The organism is Streptomyces sp. NPDC031340 (genome assembly GCF_055569945.1).
The window spans coordinates 99,825-115,223 of sequence record NZ_JBVIIE010000013.1 but is presented as its reverse complement, the minus strand read 5'-3'; the positions used below and the strand labels follow the sequence as shown (position 1 = coordinate 115,223).

The following is a 15,399-nucleotide window of genomic DNA, read 5'->3' as shown; positions in this document are numbered from 1 at the left end:
CCTGTGAGACCCCACGGTGGAAGAGCGGGCGTCGTTCGCACCGCTCCGCTGCCGACAGCTGGTCCGTCTGCGTTCGACGGGCCCGCCCGGGAGTCGCCCGTCAGGGGTGCGGGGAACTGCGCGACCGGCCACGACGGACCCGCAGCCGACAGCGCACCTGTGAGACCCCACGGTGGAAGAGCGGGCGTCGTTCGCACCGCTCCGCTGCCGACAGCTGGTCCGTCTGCGTTCGACGGGCCCGCCCGGGAGTCGCCTTTCAGGGGCGCGGGGAACTGCGCGACCGGCCACGACGGACCCGCAGCCGACGACGCACCGTTGAGACCACACGTTCGAGAAGCGGGCGTCATCGCACCGCGCTGCCGCCGCCGGCGAGCCGTCCGCCCCGCCACGGAGTGTCGGGCAGGCAGCTGGGCGGACGGCGTGGAGACGGACCGCCGTACTGGTACGAGGGGGAGCCGGCGGTCCGGCCGGCCTCTTGCGAGGCAGTTCAGTCAACCGGCCGAGAAACTCTCCGCGACAGCGCGCACACGCTGCGGATCCGAGCACTCCGTTCACACCCCGTGTGAAGGGGTTGGCACTACTCTGACGGGCACCGAGGCACCCGGGGGGCATCCATGCAGCCCAACACTCTGCTCGACGCGATCCTGGACGAGGCCGGGATCTCGCACGCGGGGCTGGCCGCACACGTCAATCACGCGGGCCTGGCGCGCGGACTCGCGCTCCGGTACGAGCACACCGCCGTGGCGCGCTGGCTCAAGGGACAGCGCCCCCGCGGCCAGGTGCCCGACCTCATCTGCGAGGTGCTCGCCGCCCGGCTGCACCGGCCCGTCACCCTCGACGACATCGGCCTCGGCGTCCCCGGCGAACCGTCCGTGCCGCACGGCACCTCGCTGTCCGGCTTCGTCGAGCGCGCCACCGCCCTGTGGCGCTCCGACGAACAGCAGCGCCCGCACATCCTGGGCGCACCCGCGGTCACCGGCACGCCCGCCGTCATGCCGGTGTGGGAGTGGGAGAACCCGCCCGAGGACGTCGACGTCTCGCGCGGCGGCCGGCACCGCGTCACGTCGTCCGACATCGAGATGCTGCGGGCCGCCCGCACCCACTACGAGCAGATGTACCGCAAGGCCGGCGGCATGGCGACCCGCACCCGCATCGTCGGCTTCCTCAACGCCGAGGCCGCGCCGCTGCTGCGCGGCAGCTACACCGACGCCACCGGCCGCCAGCTGCACCGCGCCACCGGCGGCCTGGTGGCGATCGCCGGCATCTGCGCCTACGACTCCGACGCCCACGGTCTGGCCCAGCGCTACTTCCACCAGGCGCTCCGGCTCGCCAAGGCCAGCGGCGACCGCGGCCTGGGCGCCTACGTGATCGCGCTCCTGGTGAACCAGTCGCTGTTCATGCGGGAGTACCGCCAGGCCGTAGCCTTCGCGGAGGCCGCGCTGCGCGCCGCCGGCAAGCACATCACCCCGGCGCTCGCCTCCGACCTCTACGCGATGCAGGCCAAGGCGTACGCCCACCTCGGCGACGGTACGAGCGCGCTGTCCTGCATCCGGCGTGCCGAGCAGGCCGCCGAACGGATCCGGCGCGGGCACGAACCCGACGAGACCGGCTATGTCCAGCCGGGCCTGGTCAACGTCCAGGTGGCGGAGGCGTTGCTCAGCCTCGGGGAACTCGCGGCGGCGGGGGAGCACGCCGCGGCGGCGGTGGACAACCCCGCGCACGACCGGGGGCGGGTGCACCGGCTCGCCATGCTCAGCACGATCGAACTGCGGCGGGGGAACGCCGACAAAGCGGTGGCCACGGCGGTGCAGATGGCCGAACAGGCCCGGGGAATGGAGTCCCAGCGGCTGCGCGACAGACTCCGCGCGGTGCGCGACCACCTGGTGCGCAACGGCTGCTCGGGCACCTCCGAGGCGGCCGAGCTGATCGACGGCGCGCTGCGGGTGCCGCTGTAGGCCGGTCCGGTCCGCGGACGGGCTCGGGCTCCGGAGCGCCGACAGTCCTCGCCCCTGCTGCGATATTGCCCCTTACCCGAAGGAAGGTGGCAGAACCGTGCAGTGGACGAAACAGAACGAACAGACTGTGTACTCAAACCGCTGGTTCAGTGTCAATCTCGCGGATGTCGAGTTGCCGGACGGCCGGCACCTCGACCACTTCCTGATCCGGCTGCGGCCGGTCGCCGTCGCCACGGTGGTCAACGAGGCCAACGAGGTCCTGCTGCTGTGGCGCCACCGCTTCATCACCGACAGCTGGGGGTGGGAACTCGCGGCGGGCGTCGTCGAGGACGGCGAGGACGTCGCCCGCGCGGCCGCCAGGGAACTCGAGGAGGAGACCGGCTGGCGACCGGGGCCCCTGTACCACCTGATGAGCGTGGAACCGTCCAACGGTCTCACCGACGCCCGGCATCACATCTACTGGGCCGACGAGGGAGAGTACGTCGGGCACCCCGTGGACGACTTCGAGTCGGACCGCCGGGAATGGGTTCCCCTCAAGCTCGTCCCGGACATGGTCGCCCGCGGTGAGGTCCCGGCCGCCAACATGGCAGCCGCGTTACTGCTCCTGCACCATCTCAGGCTCGGGCAGGACGCCCAGCCCTGATCCCCCGACCGGGTCCTGGTCCCTCAGCGGCCCAGGGCCTGCCAGATCGCCACCACCAGCGCGCCCACCGCGGTCAGCGCCGCGACCGCGGGCAACGGCCAGCGGCTGTGCTCCAGGGCGACGATGCGGGCGCTCAGCTCGTCGATCTCCTTGTCCGTCTCCTCCGTTCGGTGACTGAGCAGAGCCAGCCCACCCTCGACGCGTGCGTACGCCACGTCGAGGCGCCGGCGTAACTCTGCGAGTTCTCCATGGACCACGGGATGCTCCGGGTCGGCGGTCACGAGTCCGCTCCTTTCCGTAGTCGGCACATCCCTTGCATGCGCATGACGAGTGAACTCGCCTGGTGGGCGCGTGGGGAGAGTGTGCGTGGGGCATATGCGTGCCCGGCGCGCACACGGTGTGTGAAACGCGTGGGCCCGGCACTCGGAAGAGTGCCGGGCCCATGGTCGTCGCACTGTGTGACCGGCACCCTGCAACGGGCACTGTGCGACCGCCGGTGCGGTGTGGTGTCAGCCGTAGACGTAGAAGCCCGACCCGGACTTCCGGCCCAGCCGGCCCGCGTCGACCATCCGCTGCAGCAGCGGGGGAGCGGCGTACAGCGGCTCCTTGTACTCCTCGTACATGCTCTGCGCCACCGAGGCCACCGTGTCCAGGCCGATCAGGTCGGACAGCTTCAGCGGGCCCATCGGGTGGGCGCAGCCGAGCTCCATGCCGTTGTCGATGTCCTCGCGGCTGGCGATGCCCGACTCGAACATCCGGATCGCCGAGAGCAGGTAGGGGATCAGCAGCGCGTTCACCACGAACCCCGAGCGGTCCTGGGCGCGGATGGCGTGCTTGCCGAGCAGCTTCTCCGCGAACAGGTGGGCCCGGCCGAGCGTGCCCTCGGAGGTGGTGAGCGCGGGGATCAGCTCGACCAGCTTCTGCACCGGGGCCGGGTTGAAGAAGTGGATGCCGATGACGTGGTCGGGGCGCGAGGTCGCCACGGCCAGCTTGACCAGCGGGATCGAGGAGGTGTTGGAGGCCAGGATGGCGTCGGGCCGGGTCACGACCTGATCGAGCACCTGGAAGATCTCCGTCTTGACCTGCTCGTTCTCCACGACGGCCTCGATCACCAGGTCGCGGTCGGCGAACTCGCCCAGGTCGGTGGTGAAGCTCAGCCGGGCCTGCGTCGCCGCCAGCTCCGCTTCGCTGATCTTGCCGCGCTCGGCGGCCTTGGCCAGGGAGCCGAACAGCCGGGTGCGGCCGATCTCCAGGGCCTCGCCGGTGGTCTCGGCGACCTTCACGTCCAGTCCGGCGCGGGCGCACACCTCGGCGATGCCCGCTCCCATCTGGCCGCAGCCCACCACACCGACGCGCGCGATGTCTCCAGCCGGGATGTCCGTCACATCGTCCCCTTCACTGATCCATCCGTGGCAGGTATGCCGTGTTTCGGTCCCTGCTCCAACCCTGCACGTTACCTTCGGCGATCGTTGATCGATCACCGGGGTGCCGCGAGGCGGCCCGGCGCCGGAGACACACGCACGGAGGCAGCAGTGAGGACACGGAGGACAGCACCCTTGTCGCGCCGGGCGTTCGCGGTGACCGCCCTGTCGGCGCTCATGGCGGGCGGCGGTGCGGCGGCGGGCGGCGTGGCGGAGGCCGGTGCGCGCACGGCCGGTGCGCGCACGGCCGGTGCGCGCACGGGCGGTGCGGACGCCGGTGCGGTGACGGGCGGCCCGGGTCGGGGCCGGCGGCGCGCGGCCGGGGAGATGCGGGGGGTGTGGGTGGCGACCGTGGCCAACCGGGACTGGCCCTCCCGGCCGGGGCTGACCGCCGCGCGGCAGCGCGCCGAGCTGATCGCCCACCTCGACCGCGCGGTCCGCGACCGCCTGAACACCGTGATCCTCCAGGTGCGCCCGACCGCCGACGCGCTGTGGCCGTCGCCGTACGAGCCCTGGTCGCAGTACCTCACCGGCACCCAGGGCAAGGATCCCGGCTGGGATCCGCTGGGGACGGCGGTCGAGGAGGCGCACGCCCGCGGTCTCGCCCTGCACGCCTGGTTCAACCCCTACCGCGTCGCCAACCACACCGACCCGGCGCGGCTGGCCGCCTCGCACCCCGCGCGCGAGCACCCGGGCTGGGTGGTGCCGTACGGCGGGAAGCTGTACTACGACCCGGGGCTGCCGGAGGTCCGCGCCTTCGTCCGGGAGTCCATGCTCGACGCGGTGCGCAGGTACCCCGTCGACGCGGTGCACTTCGACGACTACTTCTACCCCTACCCGGTGGCCGGCCGGACCTTCGACGACACCGCCGCCTACGAGCGCCACGGCGCCGGCTACCCGACCCGGGCCGCCTGGCGGCGCGCCAACATCGACAAGCTGATCCAGGAGACCGCGGCCGGCATCAGGCTGATCCGGCCCGCCACGCAGTTCGGGATCAGCCCCTTCGGAGTGTGGCGCAACGCGACGACCGACTCCCGCGGTTCCGGCACGCGCGCGGGCGTGGAGACGTACGACGACCTGTACGCGGACACGCGGAAGTGGGTGCGGGAGAACTGGATCGACTACATCTGCCCGCAGCTGTACTGGAACATCGGGTTCGGCGCCGCCGACTACGCCACGCTGGTGTCCTGGTGGGCGGACGTGGCGCGGGACACCGCGACGAGGCTGTACCTGGGCGAGGCGCTGTACAAGGCGGGCGACCCCGCGCAGCCCGCCGCCTGGCAGGACCCGGCGGAACTGTCCCGGCACCTGGCGCTGGCCGAGGAGTATCCGCAGGTGCGCGGGCACGTCTTCTTCGCCGCCAAGGACGTGGCGGCCGATCCGATCGGGGCGATGGCACGGGTGGTCGCCGACCACTACACGCAGCCGGCGATGCCCCCGCGCTGATCCACCGGAGGATCTGCCGGACGGTCTACCGGTTCTCCCGGTGGCGGATCTCGGTGTCGGGGCCGGGCGAGCACACGCCCTCGTGCCCGTCCTCGAAGCGGACGCGGTAGGGAGGGTTGCCCTCCTGGCCCATCACTTCGACGATCTCGCCGACCTTGTCCTGCTGGCCGACCACCCTGCCGTGCTGGACAAGCTGGTCGCCCTTGGTTGCGCGCATCTGTGCGGCCTCCTCACCTGGTGCGGAGCGGCGTTCCGTGGCCTTGGGTCCAGGGCGTGGGATGCCGGCCGGAAGCGGGCCGAACGGTCCTCAGCCCCGGGCCCGCTGGGTCACGGCGATGCACACGAGCACCGCCGCGGCGGTCGACGGCGCGGCCACCGTCAGGTGCTCCCCCAGCAGCAGCACCGACCACACCAGTGTGAGCAGGGGCTGCGCCAACTGCAACTGACTCGCCTTGGGGATTCCGACCGCGGCCATGCCCCGGTACCACACCACCAGCCCCAGGAACTGCGAGCCCGCCGCGACCCACAGCAGTCCGGCGACGCTGTGCGCGGTCAGGTGCGCGGGCTGCAGCGCCAGGGCGGCCACCGCGGCGGGCACGGTCAGCGGCAGACACAGCACCAGGGCCCAGCCGATGACCTGCCAGCCCGGCATGATCCGGGCCAGCCGGCCGCCCTCGGTGTAACCGGCGGCGCACACCAGCAGCGCCGCGAAGAGGTACAGGTCGGCGGCGGTCAGCGCGCCGCCGCTCTGCTGGGCGGTGAACACGGCCACCGCGGCCGCCCCCGCGACCGCCGCCGCCCAGAACGTCCGGGAGGGGCGGACGCCGACGCGCAGCGCGGACAGCAGGGCGGTGGTGAGCGGGAGCAGGCCGACCACCACGGCCGCGTGCGCGGTGCTGGACGTCCGCAGGGCGAGCGTCGTCAGCAGCGGGAACCCGACGACGACGCCGACGGCGACGACCGCGAGGCCCGGCCAGTGCGCCCGGCCCGGCACCGGCACGCGCAGCGCCAGCAGGCAGCCGCCCGCGATCAGCGCGGCGAGGACGCTGCGGACGGCGACCAGCGCCCAGGGCCCGAAGCCCTCCAGCCCCCAGACGGTCGCGGGGAAGGTGAGGGAGAAGGCGACGACGCCCAGGCCCGCCTGCAGGGTGCCGACGCGACGGTCCGCCACGGCCGGTGCCGCCGCCGACGTCTTCGGATGCGTCGCCGTCGTCGACCCGGCCGTCGTCCCGGCCGTCGACTCCGCCGTCGTCCGTGGCGCTGGGCCCGCCGCGGTTCCCCGCGCTGTCCCGGAGGTGCCGACCGCTATCGAGGCGGTGGTAGTAGCGCTACTCTGTTCTCTCATGCAAGAGCGTAGCAGTGTGGGCGAACTGGCGGAACGGCTGCGGCAGGAGCTGGACCGCTACCCTCCGGAAGGGAAGCTGCCGTCCAGTCGGGCGCTGGTCGAGCGCTTCCGGGTCAGCCCGGTGACCGTCTCGCGGGCCCTCGCCCAGCTCGCCGCCGAGGGGCTGGTGGTCACCCGGCCCGGCGCCGGCGCCTTCCGGGCGCGGCCACGCGCGAGCGCCGTCGCCGCCGGGGACACCTCGTGGCAGGAGGTGGCACTGAGCGCGGACGGCGCCACCGACCTCGTCCCGCGCTCGGTGGACGCCTCGGGCGTGCTGGTCTCGCTGGCCGGTCCGCCGCCCGGCGTCGTCGAGTTCAACGGCGGCTACCTGCATCCCTCGCTGCAGCCGGAGCAGGCCATGGCGGCGGCCCTGTCCCGCGCCGGGCGTCGGCCCGGCGCCTGGGGGCGGCCGCCGGTGGAGGGACTGCCGGAGCTGCGCGAGTGGTTCGCCCGGAGCATCGGCGCGACGGTCACCGCCGCGGACGTGCTGGTCACCGCGGGCGGCCAGTCGGCGCTGACCACCGCCCTGCGCGCGCTGGCCCCGCCCGGGGCGCCGGTGCTGGTCGAATCGCCCACCTACCCCGGCATGCTGGCGATCGCCCGCGCGGCGGGTCTGCGGCCCGTCCCGGTCCCCGTCGACCCGGACGGGGTGAAACCGGCCCTGCTCGCCGACGCCTTCCGGGCGACCGGGGCCCGCGTCTTCGTCTGCCAGCCGCTGTTCCAGAACCCGACGGGCGCGGTGCTCGCGCCCGGACGGCGCGCCGACGTGCTGCGGACCGCCCGGGAGGCCGGCGCGTTCGTCGTCGAGGACGACTTCGTCAGGCGGCTCGCGCACGAGGACGCGGGAGAGCTGCCCCGGCCGCTCGCCGCCGACGACCCCGACGGCGTCGTCGTCCACGTCTGCTCGCTGACCAAGGCCACCTCGCCCAGCTTCCGGGTCGGCGCCCTGGCCGCCCGCGGCCCGGTCCTGGAACGCCTGCGCGCCATCCAGATCGTCGACACCTTCTTCGTGCCCCGGCCTCTGCAGGAGGCCGCGCTCGAACTCGTCGGCTCGCCCGCCTGGCCGCGTCATCTGCGGTCATTGTCGGCGCGGTTGAAGGCCCGCCGCGACGTCATGACGGCGGCCCTGCGCCGGGAACTGCCCCGACTCGCCCTGCCGTACATCCCGTCGGGCGGCTACCACCTGTGGCTGCGCCTTCCCCACGGCACGGACGAGGCGGCCCTGACGGCCGCAGCCCTCCGCGCCGGCGTCGCCGTCACGCCCGGCCGCCCGTACTTCGGCGCCGAGCCTCCGGCCGGCCACCTGCGGCTGAGCTTCGCGGCGGTGGCGGGCGCGGAGGAGATCACGGAAGGGGTACGGCGGCTGCGGACCGCCGCGGACGAGGTGCTGTAGCGCACCGGGTCCGTGCGGTGGGGGTGCGGCGAAACGGGAGAGCCGGAATCGGGAAAACGGTTCGACAAACCGCGGCCCGACCTGTGAATCTCCCGCCATGAACGACCTCCCGAGCCTTCCCGACGATTACGAGTTCTCCGCCGATCCCGGACGTGTCGACGTCGATCGTGTGCACCGCTGGCTGTCCACCGACGCGTACTGGGCGCTCGGGCGGCCGCGGGAGAAGCTGGAGCGGGCGATCGAGGGCTCGCTCAACTTCGGTGTGTACGACAGGGCGTCGGGGGAGCAGGTCGCGTACGCGCGGGTGGTCACCGACCGGGCGACCTTCGCCTGGCTGTGCGACGTCTACGTCGACCCGTCCGTGCGGGGCAAGGGGATCGGCACCGCCATGGTCGCGGCCGTGCGCGAGCACCTGCTTCCGTACGGGCTGCGGCGCCTGCTGCTCGCCACGCACGACGCCCACGGGGTGTACGAGAAGGTCGGCTTCACCGCCCTGGAGCGGCCCGAGCAGTGGATGGTGCTCGCCTTCGGGTGAGCCGTTCGTGGGAGGGCGAGCCGCTTGCTGTGGGGTGACTTGTCCGGCAGATCCCGACCCGGAGGTGAGGGTTCACGCACCCTGGGTGACTCGTAGGTAACATCCCTTGACCTGCCCGCTCCCGCGGCTCACCATCGCCGCATGCAGCTGAGGGTCACATTCGTCGCGGCCGCGCGCAGCTCCCCGCCGCTCGCCGAGCGCTTCGAGGACGACCGCCCGCTGGACCAGGCCGGCTGGGACGAGGTGCAGCGCGCCGCCCCCGCCCTGGTCCCGCTGGCGGCGTCCGAACTGCGCTACTGCTCGCCCACGCCCCGCAGTCGCGCCACCGGCGACGCCCTCGGCTACGCGCCGCTCGTCCAACTCGCCCTGCGGGACTGCGACATGGGGCGTTGGCGGGGGCTGACGCTCGGCGAGGCGATGGCCCGCGAGCCGGAGCTGGTGGACGCCTGGCTGGCCGACCCGCACGCCACCCCGCACGGCGGCGAGTCGCTGCCGGCCTTCGTCTCCCGGGTCGGCGGCTGGCTCGACACCCGGCCCTACGAGGACGGCTGCCGCATCGTCGCCGTGGCCGAACCGTCCGTGATCCGCGCGGCCCTGCTGTACGCCCTGAAGGCGCCGCCGTCGGCCTACTGGAGCATCGACGTGCGCCCCCTGTCGGCCGTCACCGTCACCGGCCACGCCCGCCGCTGGAACCTCCGCCTCGACGGGGCGATGGCTTAGCGGCGGCGTGGCCGGTCTCGGGGCTCATCCCAGGGCGGAGAGGGGCACGGCGTCGGCCATCGCCTGGTAGCCGGCGTCGTTGGGGTGGATGTGGTCGCCGCTGTCGTAGGCCGGGAGCAGCGTGGTGGCGTCGGCGGGGTCGCGGACCGCCAGGTCGAAGTCGAGCACGGCGTCGAAGGCGCCGGAGGTCCGGATCCAGGTGTTCACCTGCTGCCGGATGGTCTCCCGTGCCGCGGTGTAGCTCGCCGTGCCGTTGAACGGCATCACCGTCGCGGCCACGACCCGGACACCCGCGGCGTGCGCCTGCGTGATCAGCGTCTGGTAGCCGGAGGTGATCGACGAGGCCGAAGCGCTGTTGTAGCTGATGTCGTTGATCCCCTCCAGCAGCAGGACGGTCTTCACGTTCGGCTGGGCCAGGGCGTCGTGGGCGAAGCGGTGGAGGGCGCTGAGGCCGGAGTTGGCGCTGCCGTCGGCCAGCACCCGGTTGCCTCCGATGCCGACGTCGGCGGTGCTCAGGCGCGGGCCGCCGGTGACGGCCGCGAGGCGGCGGGCCAGGTCGTCCGGGTAGCGCCGGTCGGCGTTGACGGTGGACTTGACGCCGTCGGTGATCGAGTCCCCGAAGGTGACCAGCGTGCCCGTGGCGGTGGCCGAGTTCACCCACACCCCGCCGAGCAGGTAGGAGGCGTACGTGTGCGTCGGGTATGAGGCGACGGTGTCGTCGGCGGCGTGATCGCCGGACGACGAGATGTAGGTGGTGGCCTGGGCGTTGGGGTGCCAGCTCGACGTGTCGACGGTGTTCGAGACGTAGATGCTGACGAGCAGGTTCTGATCGGCGGTCGTGGTCATGGCGACCTCGTCGCCGGCCTGCTCCGCCCCGACGGCGAGGGTGACCCCGGTGGATCCGCCGAAGGTGACGGTGTGATGGGTGCCCGCGACGGGCACGCCGCCGCTGGACTGCACGGCGACGTCCACGTGGCCGACGGTGAGCGCCGACGTGCCTCTCAGGTTGGACAGTTGCAGCCGCACCGTCGACCCGCCCGAGGACAGGTGCACCACTTCGCGGATCGTCTGGTTCGAGAAGCCCGGCCCGCCCTGGTTGAGGCCGGTGCTCCAGGCCGCGACCTCGGTCCGGGTGGCCGCGGCGGCGGGCGTGAGGGACGACGGCGACAGCGACACCACGGCGGCGGCCAGGAACACCGACATCGCGGCAGCCGCGCGGTTCAGCGTCTTGCGGCGGGGCCGCGGCGGGCGGCCGGGGCCACCGGCGGCAGGGGAAGAAGCCAGCAGGCGCACGAATTCTCCTCGAGGGGTGGGGGCGAGGTGGTGCGGGGGGAGGTCCGAGCTGAACCGGAAGGGGCTGTCGGCCGCTCGTAGAGGCCGGATTCGCGCAAGTGGTTCTACCTCTGCGGGAGTTATACCGGCGAAATCACGCGCCTGTAAAGGTTTCGTGGCTCCATCGGAGTGCCATTGGTCCGACAAGTTACGGGCAGTGGGATGATCGATGGCCCGATGCGCCAGCCGTGTCACGGCCGCGATCCGGCCGCGCGGGCCGACCCCCGATGGATTGCATAAACGTGCAGCGATACGTATAGTCATGCCATCCAAGAGGAGGATTCCATGGCGGTACGTGCGGCGGTGGCCGGAGCGAGTGGATACGCGGGCGGTGAAGTCCTGCGTCTGCTCCTGGCGCACCCCGAGGTCGAGATCGGGGCCCTGACCGGCAACTCGAACGCGGGCCAGCGGCTCGGCGCGCTCCAGCCGCACCTGCTGCCGCTGGCCGGCCGCGTGCTGGAGGAGACCACGGCCGCGGCGCTCGCCGGACACGACGTCGTCTTCCTCGCCCTGCCCCACGGCCAGTCCGCCGCCGTCGCCGAGCAGCTCGGCCCGGACGTCCTCGTCGTCGACATGGGCGCCGACTTCCGGCTGAAGGACGCCGCCGACTGGGAGCGCTTCTACGGTTCCGCGCACGCCGGCACCTGGCCCTACGGCCTTCCCGAACTGCCGGGCGCCCGCGCCGCGCTGGAGGGGTCCAAGCGCATCGCGGTGCCCGGTTGCTACCCGACCGCCGTCTCGCTCGCGCTCTTCCCGGCGTACGCCGCCGGGCTCGTCGAGAACGAGGCCGTGATCGTCGCCGCGTCCGGCACCTCCGGCGCGGGCAAGGCGCCCAAGCCGAACCTGCTGGGCTCGGAGGTGATGGGCTCCATGTCGCCGTACGGCGTCGGCGGCGGCCACCGGCACACCCCCGAGATGATCCAGAACCTCAGCGCGGTGGCGGGGGAGCGGGTCTCCGTCTCCTTCACCCCCACCCTCGCGCCGATGCCCCGCGGCATCCTCGCCACCTGCAGCGCCAAGGCCAGGGACGGCGTCACCGCCGAGTCGGTCCGCGCCGCCTACGAGAAGGCCTTCGCCGACGAACCCTTCGTCCACCTCCTCCCCGAGGGGCAGTGGCCCGCCACGGCCTCCGTCCAGGGGTCCAACGCCGTCCAGGTGCAGGTCGCGTACGACGAGGCCGTGGGCCGCGTCATCGCGATCAGCGCCATCGACAACCTGACCAAGGGCACCGCGGGCGGTGCCGTCCAGAGCATGAACCTCGCCCTGGGGCTCGACGAGACCACCGGGCTGACGACGATCGGAGTTGCGCCGTGAGCGTGACGGCAGCAAAGGGATTCACGGCGGCGGGCATCGCCGCCGGGATCAAGCAGAACGGCAACCCGGACCTGGCCCTCGTGGTCAACGACGGACCCCGCCGCGCCGCCGCCGGCGTCTTCACCTCCAACCGCGTGAAGGCCGCGCCGGTCCTGTGGTCCGAGCAGGTGCTGAAGAGCGGCCAGGTCTCCGCCGTCGTCCTCAACTCCGGCGGCGCCAACGCCTGCACGGGCCCCAAGGGCTTCCAGGACACCCACGCCACGGCGGAGAAGGCGGCCGAGGTCCTCGGGCGCGCTCCCATCGAGGTCGCAGTCTGCTCGACCGGCCTGATCGGCGTGCTGCTCCCGATGGACAAGCTGCTGCCGGGCATCGAGACCGCGGCCGCGCAGCTCTCCGAGCACGGTGGCGAGAAGGCCGCCATCGCCATCAAGACCACCGACACCGTCCACAAGACCTCCGTCGTCACCAAGGACGGCTGGACCGTCGGCGGCATGGCCAAGGGCGCCGGCATGCTCGCCCCGGGCCTGGCCACCATGCTCGTCGTCCTCACCACCGACGCCGACCTCGACGACGACACCCTGGACCGGGCGCTGCGCGCGGCGACCCGGGTCACCTTCGACCGCGTCGACTCCGACGGCTGCATGTCCACCAACGACACCGTCCTGCTGCTCGCCTCCGGCGCCTCCGGCATCACCCCGGCCTACGACGAGTTCGCCGACGCCGTACGGCAGGTCTGCGACGACCTCGGCCGGCAGCTCATCCGCGACGCCGAGGGCGCCGGCAAGGACATCAGGATCGAGGTGATCAACGCCGCGACCGAGGACGACGCCGTCGAGGTGGGCCGCACCATCGCCCGCAACAACCTCCTCAAGTGCGCCGTGCACGGCGAGGACCCCAACTGGGGCCGCGTGCTGTCCGCGATCGGCACCACGAAGGCCGCGTTCGAGCCTGACCGGCTCAACGTCGCCATCAACGGCGTCTGGGTGTGCAAGAACGGCGGCGTCGGCGAGGACCGCGACAAGGTCGACATGCGCTACCGCGAGGTGCACATCGTCGCCGACCTGGCCGCGGGCGCGGAGACCGCCACCATCTGGACCAACGACCTCACCGCCGAGTACGTCCACGAGAACAGCGCCTACAGCTCATGAGCAGTCCGACGCGGAAGCACACCGCCCTGCCCAAGGCCCAGATCCTCATCGAGGCGCTGCCGTGGCTGGTGCGGCACAACGGCAAGACCGTCGTCATCAAGTTCGGCGGCAACGCCATGATCGACGAGGACCTGAAGGCCGCGTTCGCGCAGGACGTCGTCTTCCTGCACCACGCCGGCCTCAAGCCCGTCGTCGTGCACGGCGGCGGTCCGCAGATCAGCGCCGCCCTCGACAAGCACGGCATCGTCAGCGAGTTCAAGGCCGGCCTGCGCGTCACCACCGAAGAGGCCATGGACGTCGTCCGCATGGTGCTGGCCGGACAGGTGCAGCGGGAGCTGGTCAACCTGCTCAACGAGCACGGCCCGCTGGCCGTCGGACTGACCGGCGAGGACGCGCACACCATCACCGCCACCAAGCACCAGCCCGAGATCGACGGGGAGTTGGTCGACATCGGGCGGGTCGGCGAGATCACCGCGATCGACACCGGCGCGATCGAGGCGCTGCTCGCCGACGGCCGCATCCCGGTGGTGTCGTCGATCGCCCGCAGCCAGGACGACGGACACGTCTACAACGTCAACGCCGACACGGCGGCCGCGGCGCTCGCCGCCGCCCTGGACGCGGAGACCCTCATGGTCCTCACCGACGTCGAGGGCCTGTACGAGGACTGGCCGAACTCCGACGAGGTGATCAGCCGCCTCACCGCTTCCCAGCTGGAGAAGCTGCTGCCGGAGCTGTCGGCCGGCATGGTGCCGAAGATGGAGGGCTGCCTGCACGCCGTGCGCAACGGCGTCCACACCGCCCGCGTCATCGACGGCCGGGTCCAGCACTCGATCCTGCTGGAGATCTTCACCGACGAGGGCATCGGCACGATGGTCGTGCCGGACGGGACCGAGGGGGGCGCCGCATGACGGACAATCAGGAACTGACGGCGCGGTGGCAGGGCGCGCTCATGAACAACTACGGCACCCCGCTGCTGCCCCTGGTACGCGGCGAGGGCAGCCGGGTGTGGGACGCCGACGGCAAGGAGTACCTCGACTTCGTCGGCGGCATCGCGGTCAACGCCCTCGGGCACGCCCACCCGGCCGTCGTCGAGGCGGTGACCCGGCAGATCTCCTCCCTCGGCCACATCTCCAACTTCTTCATGGCCGACCCCACCGTCACGCTCGCCGAACGGCTCCTGCGGCTCTTCGGCCGGGACGGCAAGGTCTTCTTCTGCAACTCCGGCGCCGAGGCCAACGAGGCCGCCTTCAAGATCGGCCGGCTGACCGGGCGCAAGCACGTGGTGGCGACCGACGGCGCCTTCCACGGGCGCACCATGGGCGCCCTCGCGATGACCGGCCAGCAGGGCAAGCGGGAACCCTTCCTGCCGCTGCCCGGCGACGTCACGCACGTGCCCTACGGCGACGCGCAGGCGCTGGCCGCCGCGGTCACCGAGGAGACCGCGCTGGTCGTCCTGGAGCCGGTGCAGGGCGAGATCGGCGTCGTCGTGCCGCCGGCCGGCTACCTCAAGGCCGCCCGCGCGATCACCGCCGCCACCGGGGCGCTGCTCGTCCTCGACGAGGTGCAGACCGGCATCGGCCGCAGCGGGCACTGGTTCGAGTACCAGGCCCACGACGGCGTCCTGCCGGACGTCGTCACCCTCGCCAAGGGACTGGGCGGCGGCCTGCCGCTGGGCGCCACCGTCGCCTTCGGCCGTGCGGCCGAACTGCTGCAACCGGGCCAGCACGGCACGACCTTCGGCGGCAACCCGGTCGCCTGCGCCGCCGGACTCGCCGTCCTCGACACCATCGAGAACGAGGGCCTGCTGGAGAACGTCAAGCGGCAGAGCGGGAAACTGCGCGACGGAATCGAGTCGTTGGGCCTGCCGTTGATCGACCACGTCCGGGGAACCGGGCTCCTGCTGGGTATCGTGCTCACCGAGCCGCTCGCACCGCAGGTGCGCCAGGCGGCTCAGGAGGCCGGAATCCTGGTGAACGCGCCCGCCCCCGACGTCGTACGGCTGATGCCCGCGCTGAATCTGGGCGACGACGAGGTGGACGCCTTCCTGCGGGCGCTGCCCGGCATCCTCGACGTGGCCAAGGGGGACGGATGATCCGGAGAATGGGACG

Annotated in this window: 15 protein-coding genes; 10 read left to right on the top strand and 5 right to left on the bottom strand. The window is 72.6% G+C overall.

Going from position 1 to position 15,399, the window contains the following annotated elements; genetic code table 11:
• The first annotated feature begins 614 nt into the window (after positions 1–614).
• Both ACZ5GT_RS12575 and ACZ5GT_RS12570 read left to right on the top strand, forming a co-directional pair.
• Entirely contained in the window at positions 615–1,955 is a 1,341-nt protein-coding gene (locus tag ACZ5GT_RS12575; protein ID WP_469020093.1) for a transcriptional regulator, read from the top strand.
• A gap of 97 nt (positions 1,956–2,052) precedes the next feature.
• Positions 2,053–2,598: an NUDIX hydrolase gene (locus ACZ5GT_RS12570; protein ID WP_469020087.1), complete on the top strand. Its 546-nt coding sequence runs from the start codon at positions 2,053–2,055 to the stop codon at positions 2,596–2,598.
• 23 nt (positions 2,599–2,621) lie between these two features.
• Here the strand turns inward: ACZ5GT_RS12570 and ACZ5GT_RS12565 are convergent, their stop codons facing one another.
• Both ACZ5GT_RS12565 and ACZ5GT_RS12560 read right to left on the bottom strand, forming a co-directional pair.
• Positions 2,622–2,879: a hypothetical protein gene (locus tag ACZ5GT_RS12565; RefSeq protein WP_469020082.1), complete on the bottom strand. Its 258-nt coding sequence runs from the start codon at positions 2,877–2,879 to the stop codon at positions 2,622–2,624.
• 228 nt (positions 2,880–3,107) lie between these two features.
• Positions 3,108–3,983, bottom strand: coding sequence for a 3-hydroxybutyryl-CoA dehydrogenase (locus ACZ5GT_RS12560; protein WP_469020078.1), 876 nt, complete (start codon positions 3,981–3,983; stop codon positions 3,108–3,110).
• 171 nt (positions 3,984–4,154) lie between these two features.
• Between ACZ5GT_RS12560 and ACZ5GT_RS12555 the strand changes: the two genes are divergently transcribed.
• Positions 4,155–5,465, top strand: a complete 1,311-nt coding sequence (locus ACZ5GT_RS12555; RefSeq protein WP_469020074.1) for a glycoside hydrolase family 10-like protein — start codon at positions 4,155–4,157, stop codon at positions 5,463–5,465.
• 25 nt (positions 5,466–5,490) lie between these two features.
• On the opposite strand, the gene ACZ5GT_RS12550 is transcribed toward ACZ5GT_RS12555, so the two are convergent.
• Together ACZ5GT_RS12550 and ACZ5GT_RS12545 are read right to left on the bottom strand one after the other, a co-directional pair.
• The gene (locus ACZ5GT_RS12550; RefSeq protein WP_324788703.1) at positions 5,491–5,682 is read right to left on the bottom strand and encodes a DUF1918 domain-containing protein; all 192 of its coding nucleotides are present in this window, start codon (positions 5,680–5,682) and stop codon (positions 5,491–5,493) included.
• 90 nt (positions 5,683–5,772) lie between these two features.
• Positions 5,773–6,810, bottom strand: a complete 1,038-nt coding sequence (locus ACZ5GT_RS12545; protein WP_469020072.1) for a DMT family transporter — start codon at positions 6,808–6,810, stop codon at positions 5,773–5,775.
• Here ACZ5GT_RS12545 and ACZ5GT_RS12540 point away from each other — a divergent pair.
• From ACZ5GT_RS12540 to ACZ5GT_RS12530, 3 genes are all read left to right on the top strand, one after another.
• On the top strand, positions 6,809–8,242 hold the full coding sequence (locus ACZ5GT_RS12540; RefSeq protein ID WP_469020070.1) for an aminotransferase-like domain-containing protein: 1,434 nt from the start codon (positions 6,809–6,811) through the stop codon (positions 8,240–8,242). The two genes, ACZ5GT_RS12545 and ACZ5GT_RS12540, sit on opposite strands and share 2 nt — an antisense overlap.
• 97 nt (positions 8,243–8,339) lie before the next feature.
• Positions 8,340–8,777, top strand: a complete 438-nt coding sequence (locus ACZ5GT_RS12535) for a GNAT family N-acetyltransferase (protein ID WP_469020067.1) — start codon at positions 8,340–8,342, stop codon at positions 8,775–8,777.
• Positions 8,778–8,918: 141 nt separating this feature from the next.
• Positions 8,919–9,497 carry a histidine phosphatase family protein gene (locus ACZ5GT_RS12530; RefSeq protein WP_469020064.1) on the top strand — a complete coding sequence of 193 codons (579 nt, stop codon included), beginning with the start codon at positions 8,919–8,921 and terminating at the stop codon, positions 9,495–9,497.
• 24 nt (positions 9,498–9,521) lie between these two features.
• On the opposite strand, the gene ACZ5GT_RS12525 is transcribed toward ACZ5GT_RS12530, so the two are convergent.
• Positions 9,522–10,790: an SGNH/GDSL hydrolase family protein gene (locus ACZ5GT_RS12525; RefSeq protein WP_469020061.1), complete on the bottom strand. Its 1,269-nt coding sequence runs from the start codon at positions 10,788–10,790 to the stop codon at positions 9,522–9,524.
• 324 nt (positions 10,791–11,114) lie between these two features.
• Between ACZ5GT_RS12525 and argC the strand changes: the two genes are divergently transcribed.
• The 4 genes from argC to ACZ5GT_RS12505 are packed head-to-tail and all read left to right on the top strand — an operon-like array spanning position 11,115 to position 15,383.
• On the top strand, positions 11,115–12,143 hold the full coding sequence (gene argC, locus ACZ5GT_RS12520) for an N-acetyl-gamma-glutamyl-phosphate reductase (RefSeq protein WP_469020056.1): 1,029 nt from the start codon (positions 11,115–11,117) through the stop codon (positions 12,141–12,143).
• Entirely contained in the window at positions 12,140–13,291 is a 1,152-nt protein-coding gene (gene argJ / locus ACZ5GT_RS12515) for a bifunctional glutamate N-acetyltransferase/amino-acid acetyltransferase ArgJ (RefSeq protein ID WP_469020051.1), read from the top strand. The genes argC and argJ overlap by 4 nt, the downstream gene beginning before the upstream one ends.
• Positions 13,288–14,199, top strand: a complete 912-nt coding sequence (gene argB, locus ACZ5GT_RS12510) for an acetylglutamate kinase (protein WP_469020048.1) — start codon at positions 13,288–13,290, stop codon at positions 14,197–14,199. The genes argJ and argB overlap by 4 nt, the downstream gene beginning before the upstream one ends.
• Positions 14,196–15,383 (top strand): acetylornithine transaminase, encoded by a 1,188-nt coding sequence (locus ACZ5GT_RS12505; RefSeq protein ID WP_469020046.1) that lies wholly within the window; start codon positions 14,196–14,198, stop codon positions 15,381–15,383. The genes argB and ACZ5GT_RS12505 overlap by 4 nt, the downstream gene beginning before the upstream one ends.
• Positions 15,384–15,399 lie beyond the last annotated feature (16 nt).